At 55.6% G+C, this 18,448-nt stretch carries 14 protein-coding genes, 1 tRNA gene and 1 pseudogene; 10 read left to right on the top strand and 6 right to left on the bottom strand.

Annotated features, from left to right (window positions below; genetic code table 11):
- Positions 1 to 69: 69 nt before the first annotated feature.
- The 3 genes from JF70_RS01165 (at position 70) to JF70_RS01155 (ending at position 3,470) form a co-directional block, all read left to right on the top strand.
- Entirely contained in the window at positions 70 to 1,512 is a 1,443-nt protein-coding gene (locus JF70_RS01165; RefSeq protein ID WP_231578778.1) for an Nramp family divalent metal transporter, read from the top strand.
- A 301-nt stretch (positions 1,513 to 1,813) separates the two neighbouring features.
- Positions 1,814 to 3,256, top strand: coding sequence for a catalase (locus JF70_RS01160; RefSeq protein WP_045934986.1), 1,443 nt, complete (start codon positions 1,814 to 1,816; stop codon positions 3,254 to 3,256).
- A 126-nt stretch (positions 3,257 to 3,382) separates the two neighbouring features.
- Positions 3,383 to 3,470 (top strand) — tRNA-Ser (locus tag JF70_RS01155).
- Positions 3,471 to 3,646: 176 nt separating this feature from the next.
- On the opposite strand, the gene JF70_RS01150 is transcribed toward JF70_RS01155, so the two are convergent.
- The 3 genes and pseudogenes from JF70_RS01150 to JF70_RS01140 form a co-directional block, all read right to left on the bottom strand.
- The gene (locus tag JF70_RS01150) at positions 3,647 to 6,073 is read right to left on the bottom strand and encodes a hypothetical protein (RefSeq protein ID WP_045934985.1); all 2,427 of its coding nucleotides are present in this window, start codon (positions 6,071 to 6,073) and stop codon (positions 3,647 to 3,649) included.
- A 532-nt stretch (positions 6,074 to 6,605) separates the two neighbouring features.
- Positions 6,606 to 7,936 (bottom strand): annotated as a pseudogene (locus JF70_RS09140) (MFS transporter).
- Positions 7,937 to 8,101: 165 nt separating this feature from the next.
- Positions 8,102 to 8,551 (bottom strand): MarR family winged helix-turn-helix transcriptional regulator, encoded by a 450-nt coding sequence (locus JF70_RS01140; protein ID WP_045934984.1) that lies wholly within the window; start codon positions 8,549 to 8,551, stop codon positions 8,102 to 8,104.
- Between the two features lie 758 nt (positions 8,552 to 9,309).
- Here JF70_RS01140 and JF70_RS01135 point away from each other — a divergent pair.
- From JF70_RS01135 to JF70_RS09060, 4 genes are all read left to right on the top strand, one after another.
- Positions 9,310 to 9,588 (top strand): MarR family winged helix-turn-helix transcriptional regulator, encoded by a 279-nt coding sequence (locus tag JF70_RS01135; protein WP_338058847.1) that lies wholly within the window; start codon positions 9,310 to 9,312, stop codon positions 9,586 to 9,588.
- A complete protein-coding gene (locus JF70_RS09070) occupies positions 9,588 to 10,553 on the top strand; it encodes an excinuclease ABC subunit UvrA (protein ID WP_052690659.1) in 966 nt (321 codons plus the stop codon). The genes JF70_RS01135 and JF70_RS09070 overlap by 1 nt, the downstream gene beginning before the upstream one ends.
- A 379-nt stretch (positions 10,554 to 10,932) precedes the next feature.
- Positions 10,933 to 11,190: a hypothetical protein gene (locus tag JF70_RS09065; RefSeq protein ID WP_197069075.1), complete on the top strand. Its 258-nt coding sequence runs from the start codon at positions 10,933 to 10,935 to the stop codon at positions 11,188 to 11,190.
- Positions 11,191 to 11,238: 48 nt separating this feature from the next.
- On the top strand, positions 11,239 to 11,715 hold the full coding sequence (locus tag JF70_RS09060) for a hypothetical protein (protein ID WP_197069074.1): 477 nt from the start codon (positions 11,239 to 11,241) through the stop codon (positions 11,713 to 11,715).
- Between the two features lie 32 nt (positions 11,716 to 11,747).
- On the opposite strand, the gene JF70_RS01125 is transcribed toward JF70_RS09060, so the two are convergent.
- The gene (locus JF70_RS01125; RefSeq protein ID WP_045934983.1) at positions 11,748 to 12,518 is read right to left on the bottom strand and encodes a GNAT family N-acetyltransferase; all 771 of its coding nucleotides are present in this window, start codon (positions 12,516 to 12,518) and stop codon (positions 11,748 to 11,750) included.
- Positions 12,519 to 12,866: 348 nt separating this feature from the next.
- On the opposite strand from JF70_RS01125, the gene JF70_RS01115 reads away from it, so the two are divergent.
- Positions 12,867 to 13,487, top strand: a complete 621-nt coding sequence (locus JF70_RS01115; protein ID WP_045934981.1) for an isochorismatase family protein — start codon at positions 12,867 to 12,869, stop codon at positions 13,485 to 13,487.
- 18 nt (positions 13,488 to 13,505) lie between these two features.
- Here JF70_RS01115 and JF70_RS01110 read toward each other — a convergent pair whose 3' ends face one another.
- On the bottom strand, positions 13,506 to 14,252 hold the full coding sequence (locus JF70_RS01110; RefSeq protein WP_045934980.1) for an SDR family oxidoreductase: 747 nt from the start codon (positions 14,250 to 14,252) through the stop codon (positions 13,506 to 13,508).
- Between the two features lie 262 nt (positions 14,253 to 14,514).
- Here JF70_RS01110 and JF70_RS01105 point away from each other — a divergent pair, with 262 nt between their 5' ends.
- A complete protein-coding gene (locus tag JF70_RS01105; protein ID WP_231578775.1) occupies positions 14,515 to 15,396 on the top strand; it encodes a glycosyltransferase in 882 nt (293 codons plus the stop codon).
- Between the two features lie 3 nt (positions 15,397 to 15,399).
- The gene (locus JF70_RS01100; protein ID WP_045934978.1) at positions 15,400 to 17,451 is read left to right on the top strand and encodes a DUF6541 family protein; all 2,052 of its coding nucleotides are present in this window, start codon (positions 15,400 to 15,402) and stop codon (positions 17,449 to 17,451) included.
- Here JF70_RS01100 and JF70_RS01095 read toward each other — a convergent pair.
- A complete protein-coding gene (locus JF70_RS01095) occupies positions 17,424 to 18,419 on the bottom strand; it encodes a glycosyltransferase (protein WP_082069314.1) in 996 nt (331 codons plus the stop codon). The two genes, JF70_RS01100 and JF70_RS01095, sit on opposite strands and share 28 nt — an antisense overlap.
- Between the last annotated feature and the right edge of the window lie 29 nt (positions 18,420 to 18,448).

The following is an 18,448-nucleotide window of genomic DNA, read 5'->3' as shown; positions in this document are numbered from 1 at the left end:
TAGACTTCGAAGGGTCGAAGTCTATAGCCAGCCGTACGACCGCCATGGTCCAGAATCAAGGAAGGTGACATGCCGAACACTAAGACCCGACCCGCTTCAGGGTCCGCCAGTCCAGCCGGATCCGAAGTCGGGACTCCGCCATCCGGTCGGCAGCACCAATCCCATCCCATCATCGAGACGGCCAACGGACGCTCCCTGGAGGAGATCAACGCCACAATCTCCGTACCCAACTCAACCTCATCCTTCTGGAAGAACCTTGCAGCCTTCTCCGGCCCGGGCGCCCTGGTGGCAGTCGGTTACATGGACCCAGGCAACTGGATCACCTCCATCGGCGGCGGCGCCCAGTATGGCTACCTGCTCATGAGCGTCATCCTCATCTCCAGCCTGATTGCCATGATGCTGCAGTACATGTCGGCCAAGCTGGGAATCGTGACTGGCCTGGACCTGGCCCAGGCCACACGCCAGCACACCAGCCGCCGACTCAGCTTCGCCCTCTGGATCTGCACGGAGCTGGCTGTGATGGCCACCGACATCGCCGAAGTGATCGGCGGGGCCATCGCCCTGAAGCTGCTCTTCGGCATTCCACTGATCCTGGGCGTGACGCTGACCGTGCTGGACGTGCTCATCCTCCTGCTGCTGACCAAGATCGGCTTCCGCCGCATCGAGGCCATCGTGGCCACCCTGATTCTGGTCATCATGGCGGTATTCCTCTACGAGGTCTTCCTTGCCAGGCCCGACATGCCCGCGGTCTTCCGCGGCTTCATCCCTGACAAGGCCATCCTGGGCAACGGCCAGCTGACCATGGCTCTGGGCATCGTGGGCGCCACGGTCATGCCTCATAACCTCTATCTGCACTCATCCATCGTCCAGACCCGCGACTTCGACCGAAGCGACGACCATCAGGTTGCCAACGCTGTCCGCTTCGCCACCTGGGATTCCAACATCCAGCTGTCCGCCGCCTTCGTGGTCAACTGCCTGCTGCTGATGCTGGGTGCGGCCATGTTCTTCGGACACGGCGAAGGGCTGGACACCTTCACCGCCCTCTACAACGCCCTTGGCGACAAGACCATCGCCGGTCCGGTCGCCTCCGGTCTGCTCTCCACACTCTTCGCCGTAGCCCTGCTGGCCTCGGGCCAGAACTCGACCATCACCGGCACCTTGACCGGGCAAATCGTCATGGAGGGTTTCATCCGCATGAGGATCCCCCTCTGGCTGCGCAGGCTGGTCACCCGTGTGATCTCCATCATCCCCGTACTGATCTGCACCATCGCCTTCGGCGGCAAGGAGTCCGCCCTGGATAGCCTGTTGGTCTACTCCCAGGTCTTCCTGTGCGTGGCCCTGCCCATATCCATGATCCCCCTGGTCTGGTTCACCTCCTCCAAGAAGATCATGGGCAAGTACGCCAATCCTCGATGGATGGCCTTCCTGGCCTGGATTGTGGTAGCCGTCCTGACCGGGCTCAACCTCCAGCTGGTCATCCAGGATGTGGGTGAACTGATACAGATGCTCTGAACACCGGTGCTCTGATGAGAGCCGCCGCCATTTGCCGATTGAATGAGGCAGTGCCGGCGGCTTTCTTATGATTCTGTCAAGGGTGTCATAAACTCTTGCTGGATTAGTGAGATATCTGACTCTCGCTCAGCGCGCATATCCACCAAGTCCATTCCCAGTCAGATACGGTGGAGGATAGCAGGATTTTATCAAGGGTCTTGCTATCAGCGACCGGACAGTCGACCAGAAGCAGGGTCGCAGACCTGGCCCGCATGGGACTGTCGATCGCAAAAATCATAGATGTCACAGGAATCGAGCAGATATGAACGACAAACTCACCACCAACGAAGGGCAGCCTTGGGCAGACAACAACCATAGCCAGACGGCGGGAACCCGCGGACCCATCCTCATGCAGGACTACCAGCTCCTCGAAAAGCTGGCCCACTTCAACCGCGAGCGCATCCCAGAGCGCGTAGTCCACGCCAAGGGGGCCGGAGCCAAGGGAACCTTCACCTTGACCAAGGATATGAGCGCCTACACCAAGGCCGACGTATTCAACGGAGCCGGCAAGACCACGCCCATCCTGCTGCGCTTCTCCCAGGTGGCCGGCGAATCCGGCTATCCCGACACCCTGCGCGACGTGCGCGGTTTCGCCCTGCGCTTCTACACCCAGGAGGGCAACTACGACGTGGTGGGCAACAATACCCCCGTATTCTTCGTCAACGACCCCCTGAAGTTCCCCGACTTCATCCACTCGCAGAAGCGCGACCCGGCCACCCACCTGCGCAGCCAGGAGATGCAGTGGGACTTCTGGTCGCACTCCCCCGAGTCGGTACATCAGGTGACCTATCTGATGGGCGACAGGGGCAACCCGGCCAGCTATCGGAACATGAACGGCTATGGAAGCCACACCTTCAAGTGGGTCAATGCCAAGGGCAAGCAGTTCTGGGTCAAGTACCACTTCCTGAGCGAGCAGGGCGTGAAGAACATGACCGACGAGACCGCGGCCAAGGTCGCCTCCGAGGACACCGACTTCCTCCTGCACGACCTCTACGATGCCATCGACCGGGGTGACTACCCGAAGTGGAAGGTCTGCGTGCAGATCCTGCCCTACCAGGAGGGCCTGGATTATAAGGACGACATCTTCGACGTGACCAAGGTGGTCTCCAAGAAGGACTATCCGCGCATTGAGATAGGCGAGTTCGTGCTGGACACCAACCCGACCAACTATTTTGATGATGTGGAGGAGGCGGCCTTCTCCCCCGCCAACTTCGTCCCAGGCATCGAGCCGTCGCCCGACAAGCTGCTGCAGGGCCGCCTGTTTGGGTACAAGGATGCCGAGCGCTACCGTCTGGGCGCCAACTACGAACAGCTGCCCATCAACCGCCCGGTCAACGAGGTCCACAACTATGAACGGGACGGTTTCATGTCCCAGGGGCAGGATGGATCGGTCAACTATGAGCCCAACAGCAAGGGCGGCCCCGTGGAGGACAACGATGCCCGTATGCATGGCGATGCCGTCCAAGGGCAAACCGAGTACTCCCGCCCCTATGACAAGGACTACTACTCCGCGGCCGGCCGTCTCTACAGGCTGATGAGCCCGGAGGAGAAGGACCGCCTGATCCAGACCATCAAGAACACCCTGGGGTCTGTCGATGACCAGGAGATCCAGGTTCTTGAGACCAGGCAGTTCTACCAGGCCGACCCTGACTACGGTCAGCGCGTAGCTGATGCTCTTGGCCTTTCCATGGATCAGATCAAGTAGAACATCAGCAGGGCGGGAACTGCCGGCGACACGTCTGGACTGGCCTGCAATCCCTGCCCTGTGTTACTATTTCCTAGTTGCCTTGATAAGGGTCATGTAGGCTACGGCCCCGTTCATTGCAGCCCTGGAGGATTCGCCTAGTGGTCTATGGCGCACGCTTGGAAAGCGTGTTGGGTTCACGCCCTCACGAGTTCGAATCTCGTATCCTCCGCCAGCAGGGGATTTTGGGCTTCCCAAAATCCCTTTTTGTTACTCACCTCCACGACCCCAAGAGGATTGGTAATAGTAAGTCGGCAAAGGCTGGTCGCATCCCTATCAACTGATACGACAAGGCACAGAATCCGATGCACACTCATCTCGGCATGATTCCCACCTCAGCGCCGTCATTGATCAGGCCGACTCAACATCGCCTTTCACAACTGTCACAGTCTCCTTCGAGCGACTTTTCTGATTAATCAGCTTCACCATTTCCTTTTCGCAGTTACGCATGTAACCCAGGCTCTTCTTAAGACCGGAGAGCTCTTTCTTGGTTTCTTTTCTCTCAGCCTTATCTAAATCCTTATCTTCAGAACGCCTAGAGAGAACCTCCTGCTGAATTTCCATTCGTTCAATCTGATCGAGCAAACCCTGTCGGATCCGTTCAATCGTCTCTGGCTTCATATCAGCTTGAGTAAAGTCAGATTGGCAAAATGTTAGGAGCTTCGAACACTCGTCGAGTGCAAACGCTCCTTTGGAATCAGTGAGAAGTGAAGCAACAGCAGTTACCCCACTACCACCAACCAAACCCAAGACTGCACCGCCACCAGCGATTATGGCTGTGCCGCCTGCCATACCGAAGCCTCCAGCAGCCAATGCGCCACCGCCAACCGCTGCAAGGCTCGCACTGGTAAGAGCAGCACCAGACAGGCCGGCAACAGCTGATCCGGCAAACAACGGCGCTATGACTGGCGCTATGACTGGCGCTAATGTAAACGCTGCACCTCCCGTAGCAACCGCAACCGCGGCAGTTCCCGCAGCACCGACAATTTTTTTGGTTCGGCTACCATTCAATACGCCGGCATTCCTATTCAGCGCCTTAGCGGTCTGCTGCACAGGGGATTTATCCGAATCGCCGCTTACATCACGCCATAATTCTTCGAGAATCTTTGAATCAAATTTTGGTCGTTTAGTTCTCTTGATCGAGGAGTCCGGCCCTCCCTCAGGATTCTCTGACTCCGTTTCAAAATGATATAGGTCATACGGGGTGAACCGTGCAAGTTCAATCAGAACCAAGGCTTTCCATGTGTTCCCGTCCCGCGCAACAAGTTCTTCAATTCTCTCTTTCACTTGCCCGCGATTAAGGAGATCACAGTCATCAGGCAGGTTTTCAGACCAACTGTCAAACCATTCTTCCTTTTCTCTACGATCCACTGCCTTACTTCGATCTATGTCCTCATAAAGCGCCAGTCGCTCTACCGAGAACAGAACAGATAGATGCTCCGGCTTCAACGAGAGCATTTCCATTGTTGCCCGACCTGCCGAATCGTCGCTTTGCTGCCGCAGCCTGTGGCTTGCTCTTCGTTCCCATACCGTTTTGACATCCACACCTATTGCGAAAACCAGACGAGTCACACCTACATAGTTGATTTTCAGCAGGAAGAGCTTGCCATCGAATCCCTTTATTACAACCCCGACCAAGGCAGCCCGAATGGCAGCATCCGCTAGATCCACTGCAGTAAAGGTAGCCGAAGCAATGGATACCATGCGGACTACTCTGGAATTATTGAATGGAAGGATCACGCCCATGTCCAGCTGCGACAGGTCGTCCGAAGAGCGGACTTCATTGTTTCTCATCTCCAGATAAAGATGATGAAGAAAATAGCAGCCCCGCGTCAGGCATTCATTCAGCAACACTGGAAGCGCCTGACGCCCCAGTCCATGCACAATTCCGATCTCGGTTCGCAGGTTAAACCTACGAAGCACTTTACGTCCTTCATCGTCAACTTGAGCGAATAAGGTCCCATTGAACATCTTGGAAAGAAGTTTCCGTAACCCCATGCCGGAATCCATGGCATTTTTAAACACGGGCAAGGCGGACAATTCCTTAATAATAGAAAGAAAAGGCCCGGGTATTCCCGTGCCGTGACCAGGATTCGAACTTGACCCCGGCGCGTCTGACGCCATGTGAAAGAACCATCGCACCGTGCCTAGGAACAGCTTTTCGCTGACAGTACCGCCGATCAGACCTTCCTTAAACCATTGTTCTTCCACCGGGACTGCAATGAAATCTCCGTTCTGATTGGTGCCGTATACCTTTCCTGTAAATTGAGTGAGTATCGAGAACACCAATCCCTCAAGGGAGAAGTGGTGAGAAAAGTCTCTGAGATGATGTTGCAACCCGCCGCCAAATTCGGCTGTGTACTTATCGCCGACAAAAGGATATTGATCTTCTAGGAATTGAATGGCATCACGCAGGGACTCTCCTTTAAAATCAGAATGCTGCTTTGCCACCCAAACCACGAACTCATTGACTTTCTCCGAACCCCACTCGTTCGCCCTGTCCAGAGAGAACTTGCCAACAAAAATCGCATCACATAAACCCGCAACCACCCCACTAGCTGCAGCCATCTTGTAATCAAATAGTGCATCATCTTGTACATGGTCGCTTGCAGGGTCTTCTTCAATGGATTCCACGTAGATTCCATCACCGAAATTGTCGGTCGCTTTTGCAGTGCTGATTCCAGCCTCTATGCCTTTGTCCTTAGCAAGCTCCAGCGAATACTCAACAGAAACCAACTCGCTACCGTGCCGCGTCGAAAGCTCCAACTCCCTTGTCATCCGTCCCTCTCCTTCCACAGTGCGCGCAGGAACAAAACAATATAGCCAGAATAAAACAGCAAATGAAGTGCCCGCAAACAGTCAACCAGCGCTTTTCTCGTCCTTGTCGAATTTCTGGCTTCGTCCTGCACGATAGTCGTTTTCTGCGTCCGCAACATTGTCTAGCTCGATGGATTCCAGTATCTCCTATGGCTAGAGCTTTCCCGGCTGGTGTTGGCCTGCGCTCGGGAAGCAGTTTAGATAAGAAAGGCTGCAAATGCCACAAGAGATGCTGGATAAGGTAATTCCTCTATTATCATCGTCTCTTATGCACGCGTATCTAGGGCATGCAATAAATTTCTCAATCCTTGTATCGACCGGCAGCGAAGGTTCACTTTGTCAATCTAGAATCATGCTCGCCTTATGCAGTTGGCGTTTCCGACAGTTTTAAGTATCAAATTATGACCCATGCATGTATCCCTCTGCTCGTTGGCATTATGAGCCAATCGCTGTCAGCAATGGCCCCTGCTTTGAAAGCGAAAAGATATCTTTCTTACTCATTCTCAGTTTTATGCCGCTTAAGGAAAAGCGAGGCACACAGGCCGATTAGGGCTACGAGCATAAGGAAGATGAAGGCCCATTGGTAGCCCTGGTCGAGAGCCTGGGCTGGCGTGGCTCCGCTGAGACTGCCGCGCTGAGCGCCGATGGTGACAATCATCATGGCTGCGGCCGTACCCAGCGAGCCGCCCACCTGGCGGACAGTCGAGGCAGCCGCGTTGCCATGGGCCGTGAGTTCTGCGGGCAGTGCGTTGATGCCCTCGGTGAAGGTGGTCATCATGACCAGCGCCACTCCTGCCAAGCGCAGAGCATAGCAGGAGGCGATTACGATAAGACTGGTAGTAGTGCCGAACCATATCATCGGCAAGGTTCCGGCAAGCAGCACCGTGTACCCCAAAAGGGAAATCTTCCTCGCTCCGATTCTTTGATAGATCAGACCAGAGAGGGGGTTGAATATGCCCATGACAATGGCTCCTGGCAGCATGACCAGACCAGAGGTGAGTGCGCTTGACCCGCGCGTATTCTGGAGGTACAGGGGAAGTACCAGCTCTACCCCGACCATGGCAATGTTGCTCAGGGTGCTCAGCAGACTGGTCAGGTTGAAAGTAGCGTTCGTGAAGACACGCAAATTCACCAGCGGAGACTCCAGACGCAGCTGGCGTCGGCAGAACAGGATTACGACCAGCACGCCAGCAAGCAGCAATCCCAGGTCAAGCACTGACGCACCACCCGCGTCTCCAATGGCGAACAGGGCGTACAGAATGAGCCCAAACCCAGGCAGGAATAAACCACGGAAGGCACGTCCAGCCGGGTTCTCACCCGATGGTTGACCGTATAGACCAGGAAAAACGACGCCACCAGGATCGCGGCGCTCAAGGCAGCAAGCAGCACAAACAAGGCCCTCCAGGACCAGTGCTCCAAAACAAACCCCGAGAGCGTGGGGCCAACCGTGGGACCCAAGGCCACCACCAGGCCCACCACGCCCAGGGCCACACCGCGCCTATCCGGCGGGAAAAGCAGCAGTACCACATTCTGAATGAAAGGCATCAACGATCCAGCGGCCACGGCCTGAATGATTCTGCCCGCCAACAGCAGCGGGAAATGCCCTTTGCAGAAGACACAGACCAGGGAGCCCGTCAGGAAAATAGCCATCATGGCCATGAAGGTGTGCTTGGACCGGAAGTTGGAAAATACCCAAGCCGATACAGGTATCATCAGCCCCACCACCAGCAGATAGGAGGTGCTCAGCCATTGTGCGGTGGATTGGGACACATGGAATTCCGCCATAATGGTTGGCAGAGCATTGTTAAGGAAAGTCTCCGCCATCAGGGCCAGGAAGGCCCCTGCCAAAAGCGTGCCCATCATCGCAGTACGACTTCCCCTAGTCCCGCCTTTGCTGCCTTTCCCCTTGCCGCCATCCTTATTCATACCGCATCCTCCCCGTCCTTCACCGGCTCGGTCCAAAGCCTGCATGCTCCGACTAAAAACAGATCAGGATTCCATATTTCTAATGATCCGTTCCAGGTAGCCGACCAGCTGTCTGCTCTCCCGCTCATCGAACCCTTTCAAGGCAAGCTTGCCCGTGGCCTCCAATACATGCCGGATCTCGACCTGGTGGGCGTTCAGCTCCTTGCGCGCATGTCTGGTAAGCTCAAGAACCATCTGACGTCGGTCATCAGTCTGTGGCTTTGCCGTCAGCCATCCTGCCTTGACCAGCCGTTTGACAACTCCCCGAACCGTGGGATGGCTCAAACGGAACCTGTCGCCCACCGTCTTCTGCGTCACCTCCAGGCCCTCATGCTCATACAGGTAATAGACCATGACGAATTGGGGACCAGTCAGATTGGGAAAGATGTTCCGCACACACTCATTCATGTGCTTTTCCAGCAGGGTGTTGGCTATTTTGACCAGCCCCTCTGGCCGCTTCTCCGAGAGCTCCAAAAGATACCGCCTCTCTAAAATGTAGCATGCTACATTATTAGCGAAGAAAGACATGCTGTCAAATCAAGGAAATGCAAACACTCGCCCAACAATGTTCTTGATACATGGAAACTCGAGCAAAAGAGCCATGGCTCAGCCTCTCCGACCTGTAAGCATGAAGGCTTATGTAGAACCTAGGTATCAGAATCGCCGTACTTCATAGCCGACTAGCTAAGCAATACTGATATGCCGATAAGTCGATACCTCATTTCACTACTGCTGTCAACAAATCACAGACCTTTAATCAGTACGCTTCTCTCACCTTGGGACGACTGATATGGAGAATCGCCGAACCGCATCAAGGAATCTACCAGGCAGGCGCACGCCTATTTTCATGCATGAGCCCTTGCAAGCAACAATGGCTACAGGGAAGAGGTCCTTAGCACCAAAAGGTCCGGCTGAGCGGTCGATGAAACATCTTGCTATATTGCAACAAAACAAGGCAAATATTAATCCTCCAGCGATCTGACTTCACCGGTCCGATACAGTCAGACAAGCACGAAGCCGGGGCACAGGTAACTACCTGAGCAATAGATAATTTCCAATATGATATAGTTTCCATTATAAAATCAAATAAATCCTCTTCCCTTTATAACGCTCTCATGTATCTGCAGTGCGAATTCGTAGCAGAGCGTAATAGGGTCAACCCAGGAGACATCACCTGGCAACAGTTCGATATCCTCACTGTTTTGCGTACTGGAGCCTTCAGGCCCTCATAGATTGGTCAGCGACTTGGTATGAGCCGATCCAAGGTCTCCAAGAACCTGAGCACGCTGCGCGATCTCGGATACATCAGACAGACGCCCGATACTCGTGACCGGCGAGAGCTGGAGACCAGCCTGACCCAGGACGGTCGGGACATGCTCGCCATCATCGATCAACAGCATAAGACCCTTGAGGAAGACGCCAGACAGATCTGGTCCGAAGACGAGCAGGAAGAGTTCACTGCTCTTGCCAACAGGCTCATCGCCAAGCTGCGCCAGGAGCGGGTCGCCTGATGAGGACGGAATCCATCCTTATTGACCGAGCCTCCACACACAACCTCCAACAAGTCTCGCTGTCCATACCCAAACGGGCCATCACCGTGGTCACCGGCATGTCAGGTTCAGGTAAGTCGTCCCTCGTGTTTTCCACGCTGGCAGCCGAGTCACAGCGCATGATGAACCGCAGCTATAGCTCCTATATCCAGCAGCTCCTGCCCAAGTATGAGCCCGCGGAAGTCGCCCGCATCGATAACCTGCCCTTCTCCATTGTCGTCACCCAGAAGCGGCTCTCGGGCAATGCCCGCTCGACCGTGGGTACCTACACCGATATCTACACCGTCCTATGCCTGCTGTTCTCCCGTATAGCCCAGCCCTTCATCGGGTACTCCATGACATATTCCTTCAACAATCCTGCGGGGATGTGCCCGATCTGCCAGGGACTCGGAACTGTGTGCACTCTGGTGCTTGATCGCCTGCTCAACATGGATCTCTCGCTGAACCAGGGAGCCATCTACTTTCCCACCTTCCAGCCAGGCGGCTGGAGGCTGACCAGGTATACGGATTCAGGTTATTTTGACAACGACCTGCCTCTACAGGAGTGGGACAGAGATGCCCTCGACTTCCTGCTCTACGGCAAGAGGCAAAAACCGGCACACCTTGGCCCCAACTGGCACAAGACAGCCATGTATGAGGGATTGGTGCCCAGGATCACCAAGACCTTCATCAACCAGAGCAACGACAAGTACCAGCATGAGCTGGAGGAGGTTACGCGAATCACCCAGTACCCCGACTGCCAGGGGGCCAGAGTCAACGCCAAGGTGCGCTCAGCCAGGATCCGCGGACTGAACATAGCTGACTGCTCCGCCATGAGCGTGGCAGACCTCCAGGAATGGCTTGGAAAGATTCATGACAATCAGGCTGAGACCATTCTGCAGGACCTAATGCGCAAGATAGCCAAGCGTTGGCTTGCACCCCCATGACCTGACTGGGATCAAGAAAATCTTTGAAGGCTTGCGAGACAGGGGCAATACGGTAGTGATCGTGGATCATGACCCCTAGCTCATCGCCATTGCGGACCATATCGTCGACATGGGGCCAGGGGCAGGCAGTGAAGGCGGACGGATCGTATTTGAAGGGAACTATCAGTCTCTGCTGAGAAGCGGCACAGCAACTGGCAGAGCCCTGGCAGATCCAGGCGTGGTAAATGAACCATCGGTGCCTTCGCATGGCTTCTATACAATAGACAAGGTCACTGCCCACAACGTCAGAGAAGCCCACGCCAAGATACCCCGGCAAATGCTGACTGTGGTGACCGGGGTGGCCGGCTCAGGTAAGAGCACCCTTATTAAGGAAGGCTTCATGGCTCAACATGAGGCCTTACTCCTGGATCAGAATCCAATCAAGACCAGCGGACGCTCCAACCTGTTGACCTACTTGGGTGTCTTCGACCCGCTGCGCAAGGCCTTTGCCAAGGCCACAGGCGAGTCCCCCTCGCTCTTCTCATTCAACGCTGCTGGAGCCTGTCCGGTCTGCAAGGGCAAGGGGGTCGTCACCCTGGATATTGCCTACATGGGCGACACCAGCACTATCTGCGAAAGCTGCCATGGAACCAGGTAATCAACGCAGACCTTGTCTGCCAGATACCGTGGTCTCAGCATCGCCCAGGTGCTGAAACTGACTGCCAGCGAGGCTATGCACCAATATCGTGAAGTGCTGGGGCCAGCTATGAAGGCCCTGGAGGATGTGGGTCTGTCTTACCTATCCGTTGGGCAGGCTCTTGATATGCTCTCGGGCGGTGAGCTGCAACGCCTCAAGCTGGCCAGACTACTCAAGGAAGGAATTTATGAGACCCTGATTTTGAATGAGCCTACCAGCGGCCTGCATGAATCCAATATCCTGCAGCAGATTGCGCTCCTACGTAAACTCATCACCAACAAAGGACTCACTATCATCGTCATAGAACATAACCTGCGCTTCATCGGCCAGACCGACTGGGTGATCGATATGGGCCCGGGAGCCGGAAGCGCGGGCGGAAAAGTGCTATTTGAAGGAACTCCGCTTGCGCTGATGCGCCGCAATGACACTCCTACAGCCCGAGCCATGAATGCCTATTTCGGCTTTTTCAAAGATGCCACAGTGTAACCATAAGGGGTTGCAGTCAGATCAGCAATAGTTCAGCAATCTTGCAGACGGCGCTTCTGCCTGCCCTGCTGATCGAAATTGTCATCATCCAGCCAGGTCTCCAACCGCTCTTTCACTGCCGGCCATTCGCTGTCCAATATGGAAAACCAATCCGTATCCCGAGTACGGCCCTTGTAGACCATATCGTTCCTGAACCGGCCTTCAGCCTTGAATCCCAGCCTCAGCGCTGCCGCCCGTGAGGGCGCGTTGAGGCTGTCGCACTTCCACTCGTATCGGCGATAGCCCAAGTCCTCGAAGACATGCCTAGCCATCAGATACTGGGCCTCGGTAGCCTGCCTGCTTCTCTGCAACTCATGGGTATAGATAACGTGCCCCATCTCAATGCTTCCCACGTCGGACCTTATCCGCTGCAAGGCATACATGCCCAACAGATCCGACGAATCGAGAAGCTTCACATGCTTCCGTATATCCGCATCCTTTCCATCTGCAGACTGACCGACACTGAGTCCATGTGCAGACGGATTGCGGAGAATAGCAAAGAAGAGAGGATTGCGACTTTCAATCATGGATTCGAACCCTGAGTCGAATGATGGTCTATCAGGGTAGAGATCGTGAGTGCTATAGGTCATGATGGCTTTGTCGCATTCTGGACTGAAAATCCGTTCATAGAAGGCATCACCCTGGTTGCCGTCCAAGGGCACTGCCAGAACAGTACTGCCAGTCAAGATGACAGGATCCGGCGTAATGGCCCCGGGAAACGAAATCGCATCACCAATAGGTTGCCCAAACTCATTGATCCTCACACCCGCATCTCCTCCCTTGGAACGATGCCCGCTCTGTCACGTACGAAAGAGGTAGCCCCAGAAGCATCAGCTATAACTCCGTACAATCCTGGCACTTAGACTACCAAGTAAACACCCCAAAAGTCCGTATGAATCCGCCTCGCGCAACCACATTTGTCCTCCTTCGCTACTTGTCTTATCGTCTTGTGCGCAAGATGCTGATCCGCCGCCACATTTGTCCACATGCACTCAACCTGGAGGACCGACTCACCTGCGAGAATTAAACTAATACGTAAGAAGAAATGATCGAGGAGCTTCAACCGGTATTTCCTCTACCTACCGTCAGCATCGACCAAGGGAGTGATTACCATGTCCAAGGCTTTAATCGTCGTGGATGTTCAACCGACCTTCTGCGAAGGAGGGGAACTCGGAGTCAAGGGAGGCAACGCCACGGCCGGCAAAATCGCCGACTATGTCCACAATCATGCCGAGGACTACGCCTACATGGCCACCACCCAGGATTGGCACATCGAACCCGGGTCTCATTGGTCCGACCACCCGGATTTCGTGGACACCTGGCCCAAGCACGGCGTGGCCGGATCACCTGAGGCGGAGCTTCATTCCAAAATCCGGGAGTTGGGCATCACCCATCACTTCAAAAAGGGCCAGTATTCAGCCGCCTACTCCGGATTCGAAGGCATCGAAGACAACACCGATAAAATCCAGAGCAGGCAGGAGTTCGCTGCGGCCAAAGCATCTGGAGTCACCTTGGCCGATGCCCTGGCGCAAGCTGGCGTCAACCAGGTGGACGTAGTCGGCATCGCCGAATCCCACTGCGTCAAAGAGACAGCCCTGGATGCCGCGAAACTGGGTTACCGGGTCACGGTCTTCGAGGATCTGACTGTCCCGGTCAGCGAGGATCAGGGCGTTGAGGCTCGAAAGGCCATGGCCCAAGCAGGCATTCGTCTGCTTTCCTCCAGCAACGACTAAGGGCAGCGACAGAGGAATTCACCAGGGCTGGATGGTAGGGCCTACAGTAAACTCCGATACATTGGTATCCTCAGGCTGATCGATAGCGAAGGCCACCACCTGGGCCACCCGTTCTGGATCAATCTGGTAGCTGTCGTAGGTCTTGTTCATATCGGCCAGGGTCTGCTTGTCCGTTATGGTACCCAGCAACTCAGTCCGAATGGCCGCCGGGTAAATTGTAGAGGTACGAATATGGGTCCCCTCTTGGGCGGACTCCATCCTGAGCACCTCCATCAGATCGCGCAGACCCCACTTGGTTGCCCCATAGACCGCTCCACCCGGATAGGCTTTGAGCCCAGCCACCGAAGAGGTAGCGATGAACTGCCCGTGACGCTGCCCGATGAACTCCGGCAGGGCCGCAGCAATGCCGTACAGTGCACCTTTGAGGTTGACGTCAATGGTCCGATCCCACTCGTCCACATGCAGGGCCGACAGGGGCGAGTTAGGCATGAGCCCGGCGTTGAGGAATACTACGTCCACCCCGCCGAACTGCTTCTTAGCGAAAGCCACGAAGTCCTCATTGGCCTGCCGATCGGTCACATCCAGAGCCATGGAGGCCGCCTGGCCACCCGCCTGAATGATATCGTCGACGATTTTATCCAGCCGATCCTTGCGGCGAGCGCCCAGCACCACCTTGGCCCCTCGCTGTGCCAACAGCCTCGCCGTGGCCTCCCCTATGCCGGACGAAGCTCCGGTGATCAGCACTGTCTTATCAGCAACAGTCATAACAAGTCCCACCTTTCCTTGATCTTCAATCGGCCTGATGGTACAACCTCGAGTCGCTGGAAGTGCAAATCCTGCTACAGCCAAGCCCAAACCAACAATCGTGATCAAATGCGTGGCATGGGACTGAATCTATTGAGAAGGGCAGGTCAGTCAGGACTCCGCTGGCCGGGCACATGTAGAATCGACGCAGTAATCCACGAAGAAAGGCGGCTGCACTGCCATGAGCGCAAGGAATCAGAGCCATACTCCGTTTTCCCTCCTGATGGCTGTCTATGCCGGGGACACACCCTCCTTCGTTGCCCGCGCATTGAAATCCGACACCATTGAACAAACCCTCATGCCCAATCAGGTCGTCATTGTGTGCGACGGTCCATTGGGCAGAGAACTGGCCCAGCTGATTGATGGATATCCAGCCGAGTTGAAGAGGCAGCTGCTCCAGACCGACAGAGCCAAGGAAACACCCGAGTTCACAATCGTGCGGCTGCCAACCAACAGAGGCCTTGCCCATGCATTGAATCTCGGGTTGAAGTCCTGCAAATACGAACTGGTGGCCAGAGCGGACAGCGACGACATATCGCGCCCATCGAGATTCAACGTTCTCATCCCCTTGCTGGCCTCATCGGGTTTAGACGCCTTGGGGAGCGCCATCCAGGAGTTTTCAAATGACGAGCACACTCCCGGCCGGATCCGCTATCTGCCAAGCGGAGGATCCGAACTTCGGACATACGCCACCCTGCATTCTCCGCTGCACCACCCCAGTGTGGCCTTTCGCAAGACCAGCGTGTGCAGGGTGGGCGGTTACCCAGAGAATGCCGGGCGCTTTGAAGATTACCGTCTTTGGGAAACCATGCTGGTCGCCAGCGAGCATATTGGCAACATCAAGGAACCTCTGGTCCTCTATCGATCCGATAGGTCTATGTATCACCGCAGAGGCGGCATGCGCATGTTTCGGGACGAGCTGCGACTGCAAAACGATTTTCTGCATGACCGCTTCATCAACCCCATACAATATGTCAGAAACATCCTTATCCGTGCCTGCTACCGTCTGCTGCCCGACCAGGTACGCAGCTGTCTGTATGCCATCATGACCACCCTGCTCAACCGGTTCCATGGGAAGTCGGTGAATGACAGCCGAAAGAAGTGAATCATGCAATCAACCCTGATGACCTGGCAACAATCCTGGCCACTGCTGCTGTTCATCATCGCAGCCCTGTATCTGCCCGGCGGCCTGTTGGTGGCAGCACTGGGTAGCCGCAAACCCATCTTCTTAGCGGCGCTTGGCCCTGTGGCCTCCATTGCACTGGCCGGCATCGATGGCGTGCTCTTCCAGCCGCTTGGCATATCCTGGAACTGGCGTTCCTACGGGCTTTCGACCATAGTACTCATTGCCGTCATTCTTCTAGCGCGTAAGCTCTTCAATCATTTTCGTCATCCTGATGGAGCTGGCCGAGAATCCTCGGCACTGGCAAGCGAAGGCGGAAAAACCAAACCTCGATTAAGACACTTCCTTCCGGCAGTCATCGGCACAGCACTGGCCGCCTGCAACATCGGCATCAGACTGATGCAAGCTGCGCCTTCGCCGGATCAGGTCACGCAGAATTACGACTCGGTCTTCCACTACAACGTAGTGGCACGAATTGTGCTCACCGGTCAGGCTTCATCCCTACATGCTCTTCCACCCATCAGGGAAATATACCCCATAGCATTTCAGGAGTTCGCTGCCATGGGAGCGATGGCCTACAGACCCGCCACGGCAGTCAATGCAGTCACCTGCACCTGGCTGGTCTTTGCAGCTCTGATATGGCCGGTCTCCATGCTCTTTCTGATCAGAATCCTGTTGGGCAGACATGCCTGGAGCGATCTGCTCGCACCGGTACTCGCCTCATGCTGCGCGGGATTCCCCTTCCTCTTGTTGGATTGGGGCACCTTATATTCCATGTTCGCCGGCCAGGTCATACTGCCCGTCTTCGTCGCGCTTACCTGGTCCTGGTGTACAGACGGATGGCAGGAAGGCCGCCGATCCATAGTCGGCCTTGCCTGGATTCTCCTCAGCGTCGTCGCCGTATCCTTCTGCCATTTCAGGGTCATGATGACCGGCGCTCTTCTTGTGCTGCCACTGATCCTCAGTTGGCTGATCATGGCAGGGAGGCAGCTGGCCCAAACCAACAAGCATCGTTTCCGAGTGGCCGCCGGAGTGCTGACTGCCGGATTCCTGGTTCTGCTGGCTATAGGCCTCAAGATCTTCCATAATTTGTACCTGCGTGGCCCTGTACGGAAAATATCGGATCATCTCAACGGCGGCCCGGCACAGCCCACGGAAGACCTGCCAGCCGCCATAGTGCGCTTTCTGCTGGGGCAGCCCATCGATTCAGGCAACCGCCGACTGCCGGTCTACTGGCCCCTGGCTCTGGCCCTGGTCCTGGCTCTGATCGTACTCTGCCTGCACCACAACAGAAAGGACATGCTCCTTGTCTCCTCCTTCCTGCTGCTTGGTCTGGTCTTCGTCGCCTGTGCGGGCACCCATGCCGATTGGGCCAAGATTCTTACAGCCTTGTGGTACAAGGATCAACGCCGCCTGTTCTCTGCTTGGCCTGTAGTAGCCATCCCCATCATGGGCATGGCCTTGGAGCATGGCATCGAAGCCTTGAAACGATATACACCGCAGGCCGAGAAGATGGTATCGATGCCGGCTATGATGTTGGCAGCCACGGTAGCCGTGCTGATTTGCGCTGTGAATCCGCAGTTGGACTCCATGGAGAAGACTCTGGGCTCAACATATGCCTTCGCAGCCAACGACGCCGATGCCCCGATGCTGTCAACCGACGAATTCCTGCTGATGAAGAGAATGGGCCGCCATGTCTCGACCAGCGAGCAAGTCCTGTCCGATCCATGGAACGGCAGCGGCTACATGCTGGCTGTCGGTGGCACCACACCCTTCTACGCCCATCTGAACATGAATTGGGACCATGACCATGCCTATCTGGCCACAAACTTCGAGCACATCGACTCAGACCCGCAGGTGTGCAGGATCCTGACCGATCATCACATCGACTGGTATGCGGATATGGGCGGACCATACGTTGCCAACGATCCCCAGCATCAGATCTTCAATGGCCTTCATCCCGTCCCGCAAGCCCTCCAACTGGTCGACAGCCAGGGTCGGGCGAAACTCTACCGGATCACCGCCTGCCGCCCCTGATCGGCACGGTCGATCAGTGCCTGAATCTCGGGCTCCTGGGCAAACAGGTCGTGGTTGCTGCCAGGGTGTGTAGACATGCCGGCTTTGAATCCTCGAGACAAACAATGCTGGATCTGCCGCCGATCATGCGCCCTAATAAAGGTAAGAAGCCACCGTCTGCCAGTAGCAAGGAGCAGTGCAAGAAATTCAATCGTTGTGAAATTGCCCCTGCTGAATCGGAACATCCATATCTTGTTGCGCACCTCGTAAAAGAAGCGAGAACCCGGGTCGGCATCACTGGAGCCAAAGACCTTGGTCTTATGCCATACCCGACTGGCGGGAACGTAATAGCCGATACCCGTTTTCAGCAGTCTGGTGGTGTATTCGAAGTCGTCATTCCAAAGGAAGAAGGCGGCCCGTGGCAGGGTTCCTGCAGCTTGGATGGCCTTGACGTTCACCAAGCAAGAGACAAAGGACAAGGAGCGGACCTGGTAGGCATGGGCGCTGGTCTGCAACTGCGGCCTGCCTCTTCTGATCGGCAGACGTCGATGGGGCTTGTTCATCCCATGTACCCTGCCGTCCATCCACACAGCCTCAGAGCCCAAAACAGCAGGCCATGATCCATTATCGGCATAAGCCTCGGAGGCAGCATTAAGCAAGCTGGACAGGGCATTAGGCTGCGGCACCACATCGTCATCCATGAGCCACAGGTAGGCCTCACACTGAGGAGGAATCTTCGCCAAGGCCGCCGCCATTCCAGCCACAAATCCCCCTGCACCGCCCATATTGTGATGCAAACGGATCAAGTCAGGCTTCAAGGGGTGTGACAAGACCACGTCCACCGGTCCGTCCTCGCTGGCATTGTCGACGACAAGGACCTGATCAGGCTTGCGGGACTGGCCACTTATGCCATCCAGGCACTCCTGAAGGAGTTTGGAGCGGTTGTAGGAGACAACAACAGCGACTACAAAAAACCTCATAGTCTGCATTGTAACGATAGGTGAGGGTCAAATATTGA

The sequence above is a fragment of the Bifidobacterium mellis genome (assembly GCF_000967265.1).
Classification (GTDB): Bacteria; Actinomycetota; Actinomycetes; order Actinomycetales; family Bifidobacteriaceae; genus Bombiscardovia; species Bombiscardovia mellis.
This window is presented reverse-complemented; position numbering and strand designations above follow the sequence as displayed.

Coding starts and splice junctions, on each gene's coding strand:
- JF70_RS01165 (WP_231578778.1), top strand. CDS start 70: ATGCCGAACACTAAGACCCGACCCGCTTCAGGGTCCGCCAGTCCAGCC.
- JF70_RS01160 (WP_045934986.1), top strand. CDS start 1,814: ATGAACGACAAACTCACCACCAACGAAGGGCAGCCTTGGGCAGACAAC.
- JF70_RS01150 (WP_045934985.1), bottom strand. CDS start 6,073: ATGACAAGGGAGTTGGAGCTTTCGACGCGGCACGGTAGCGAGTTGGTT.
- JF70_RS09070 (WP_052690659.1), top strand. CDS start 9,588: ATGAGGACGGAATCCATCCTTATTGACCGAGCCTCCACACACAACCTC.
- JF70_RS09065 (WP_197069075.1), top strand. CDS start 10,933: ATGGCTCAACATGAGGCCTTACTCCTGGATCAGAATCCAATCAAGACC.
- JF70_RS01115 (WP_045934981.1), top strand. CDS start 12,867: ATGTCCAAGGCTTTAATCGTCGTGGATGTTCAACCGACCTTCTGCGAA.
- JF70_RS01110 (WP_045934980.1), bottom strand. CDS start 14,252: ATGACTGTTGCTGATAAGACAGTGCTGATCACCGGAGCTTCGTCCGGC.
- JF70_RS01105 (WP_231578775.1), top strand. CDS start 14,515: ATGGCTGTCTATGCCGGGGACACACCCTCCTTCGTTGCCCGCGCATTG.
- JF70_RS01100 (WP_045934978.1), top strand. CDS start 15,400: ATGCAATCAACCCTGATGACCTGGCAACAATCCTGGCCACTGCTGCTG.
- JF70_RS01095 (WP_082069314.1), bottom strand. CDS start 18,419: ATGCAGACTATGAGGTTTTTTGTAGTCGCTGTTGTTGTCTCCTACAAC.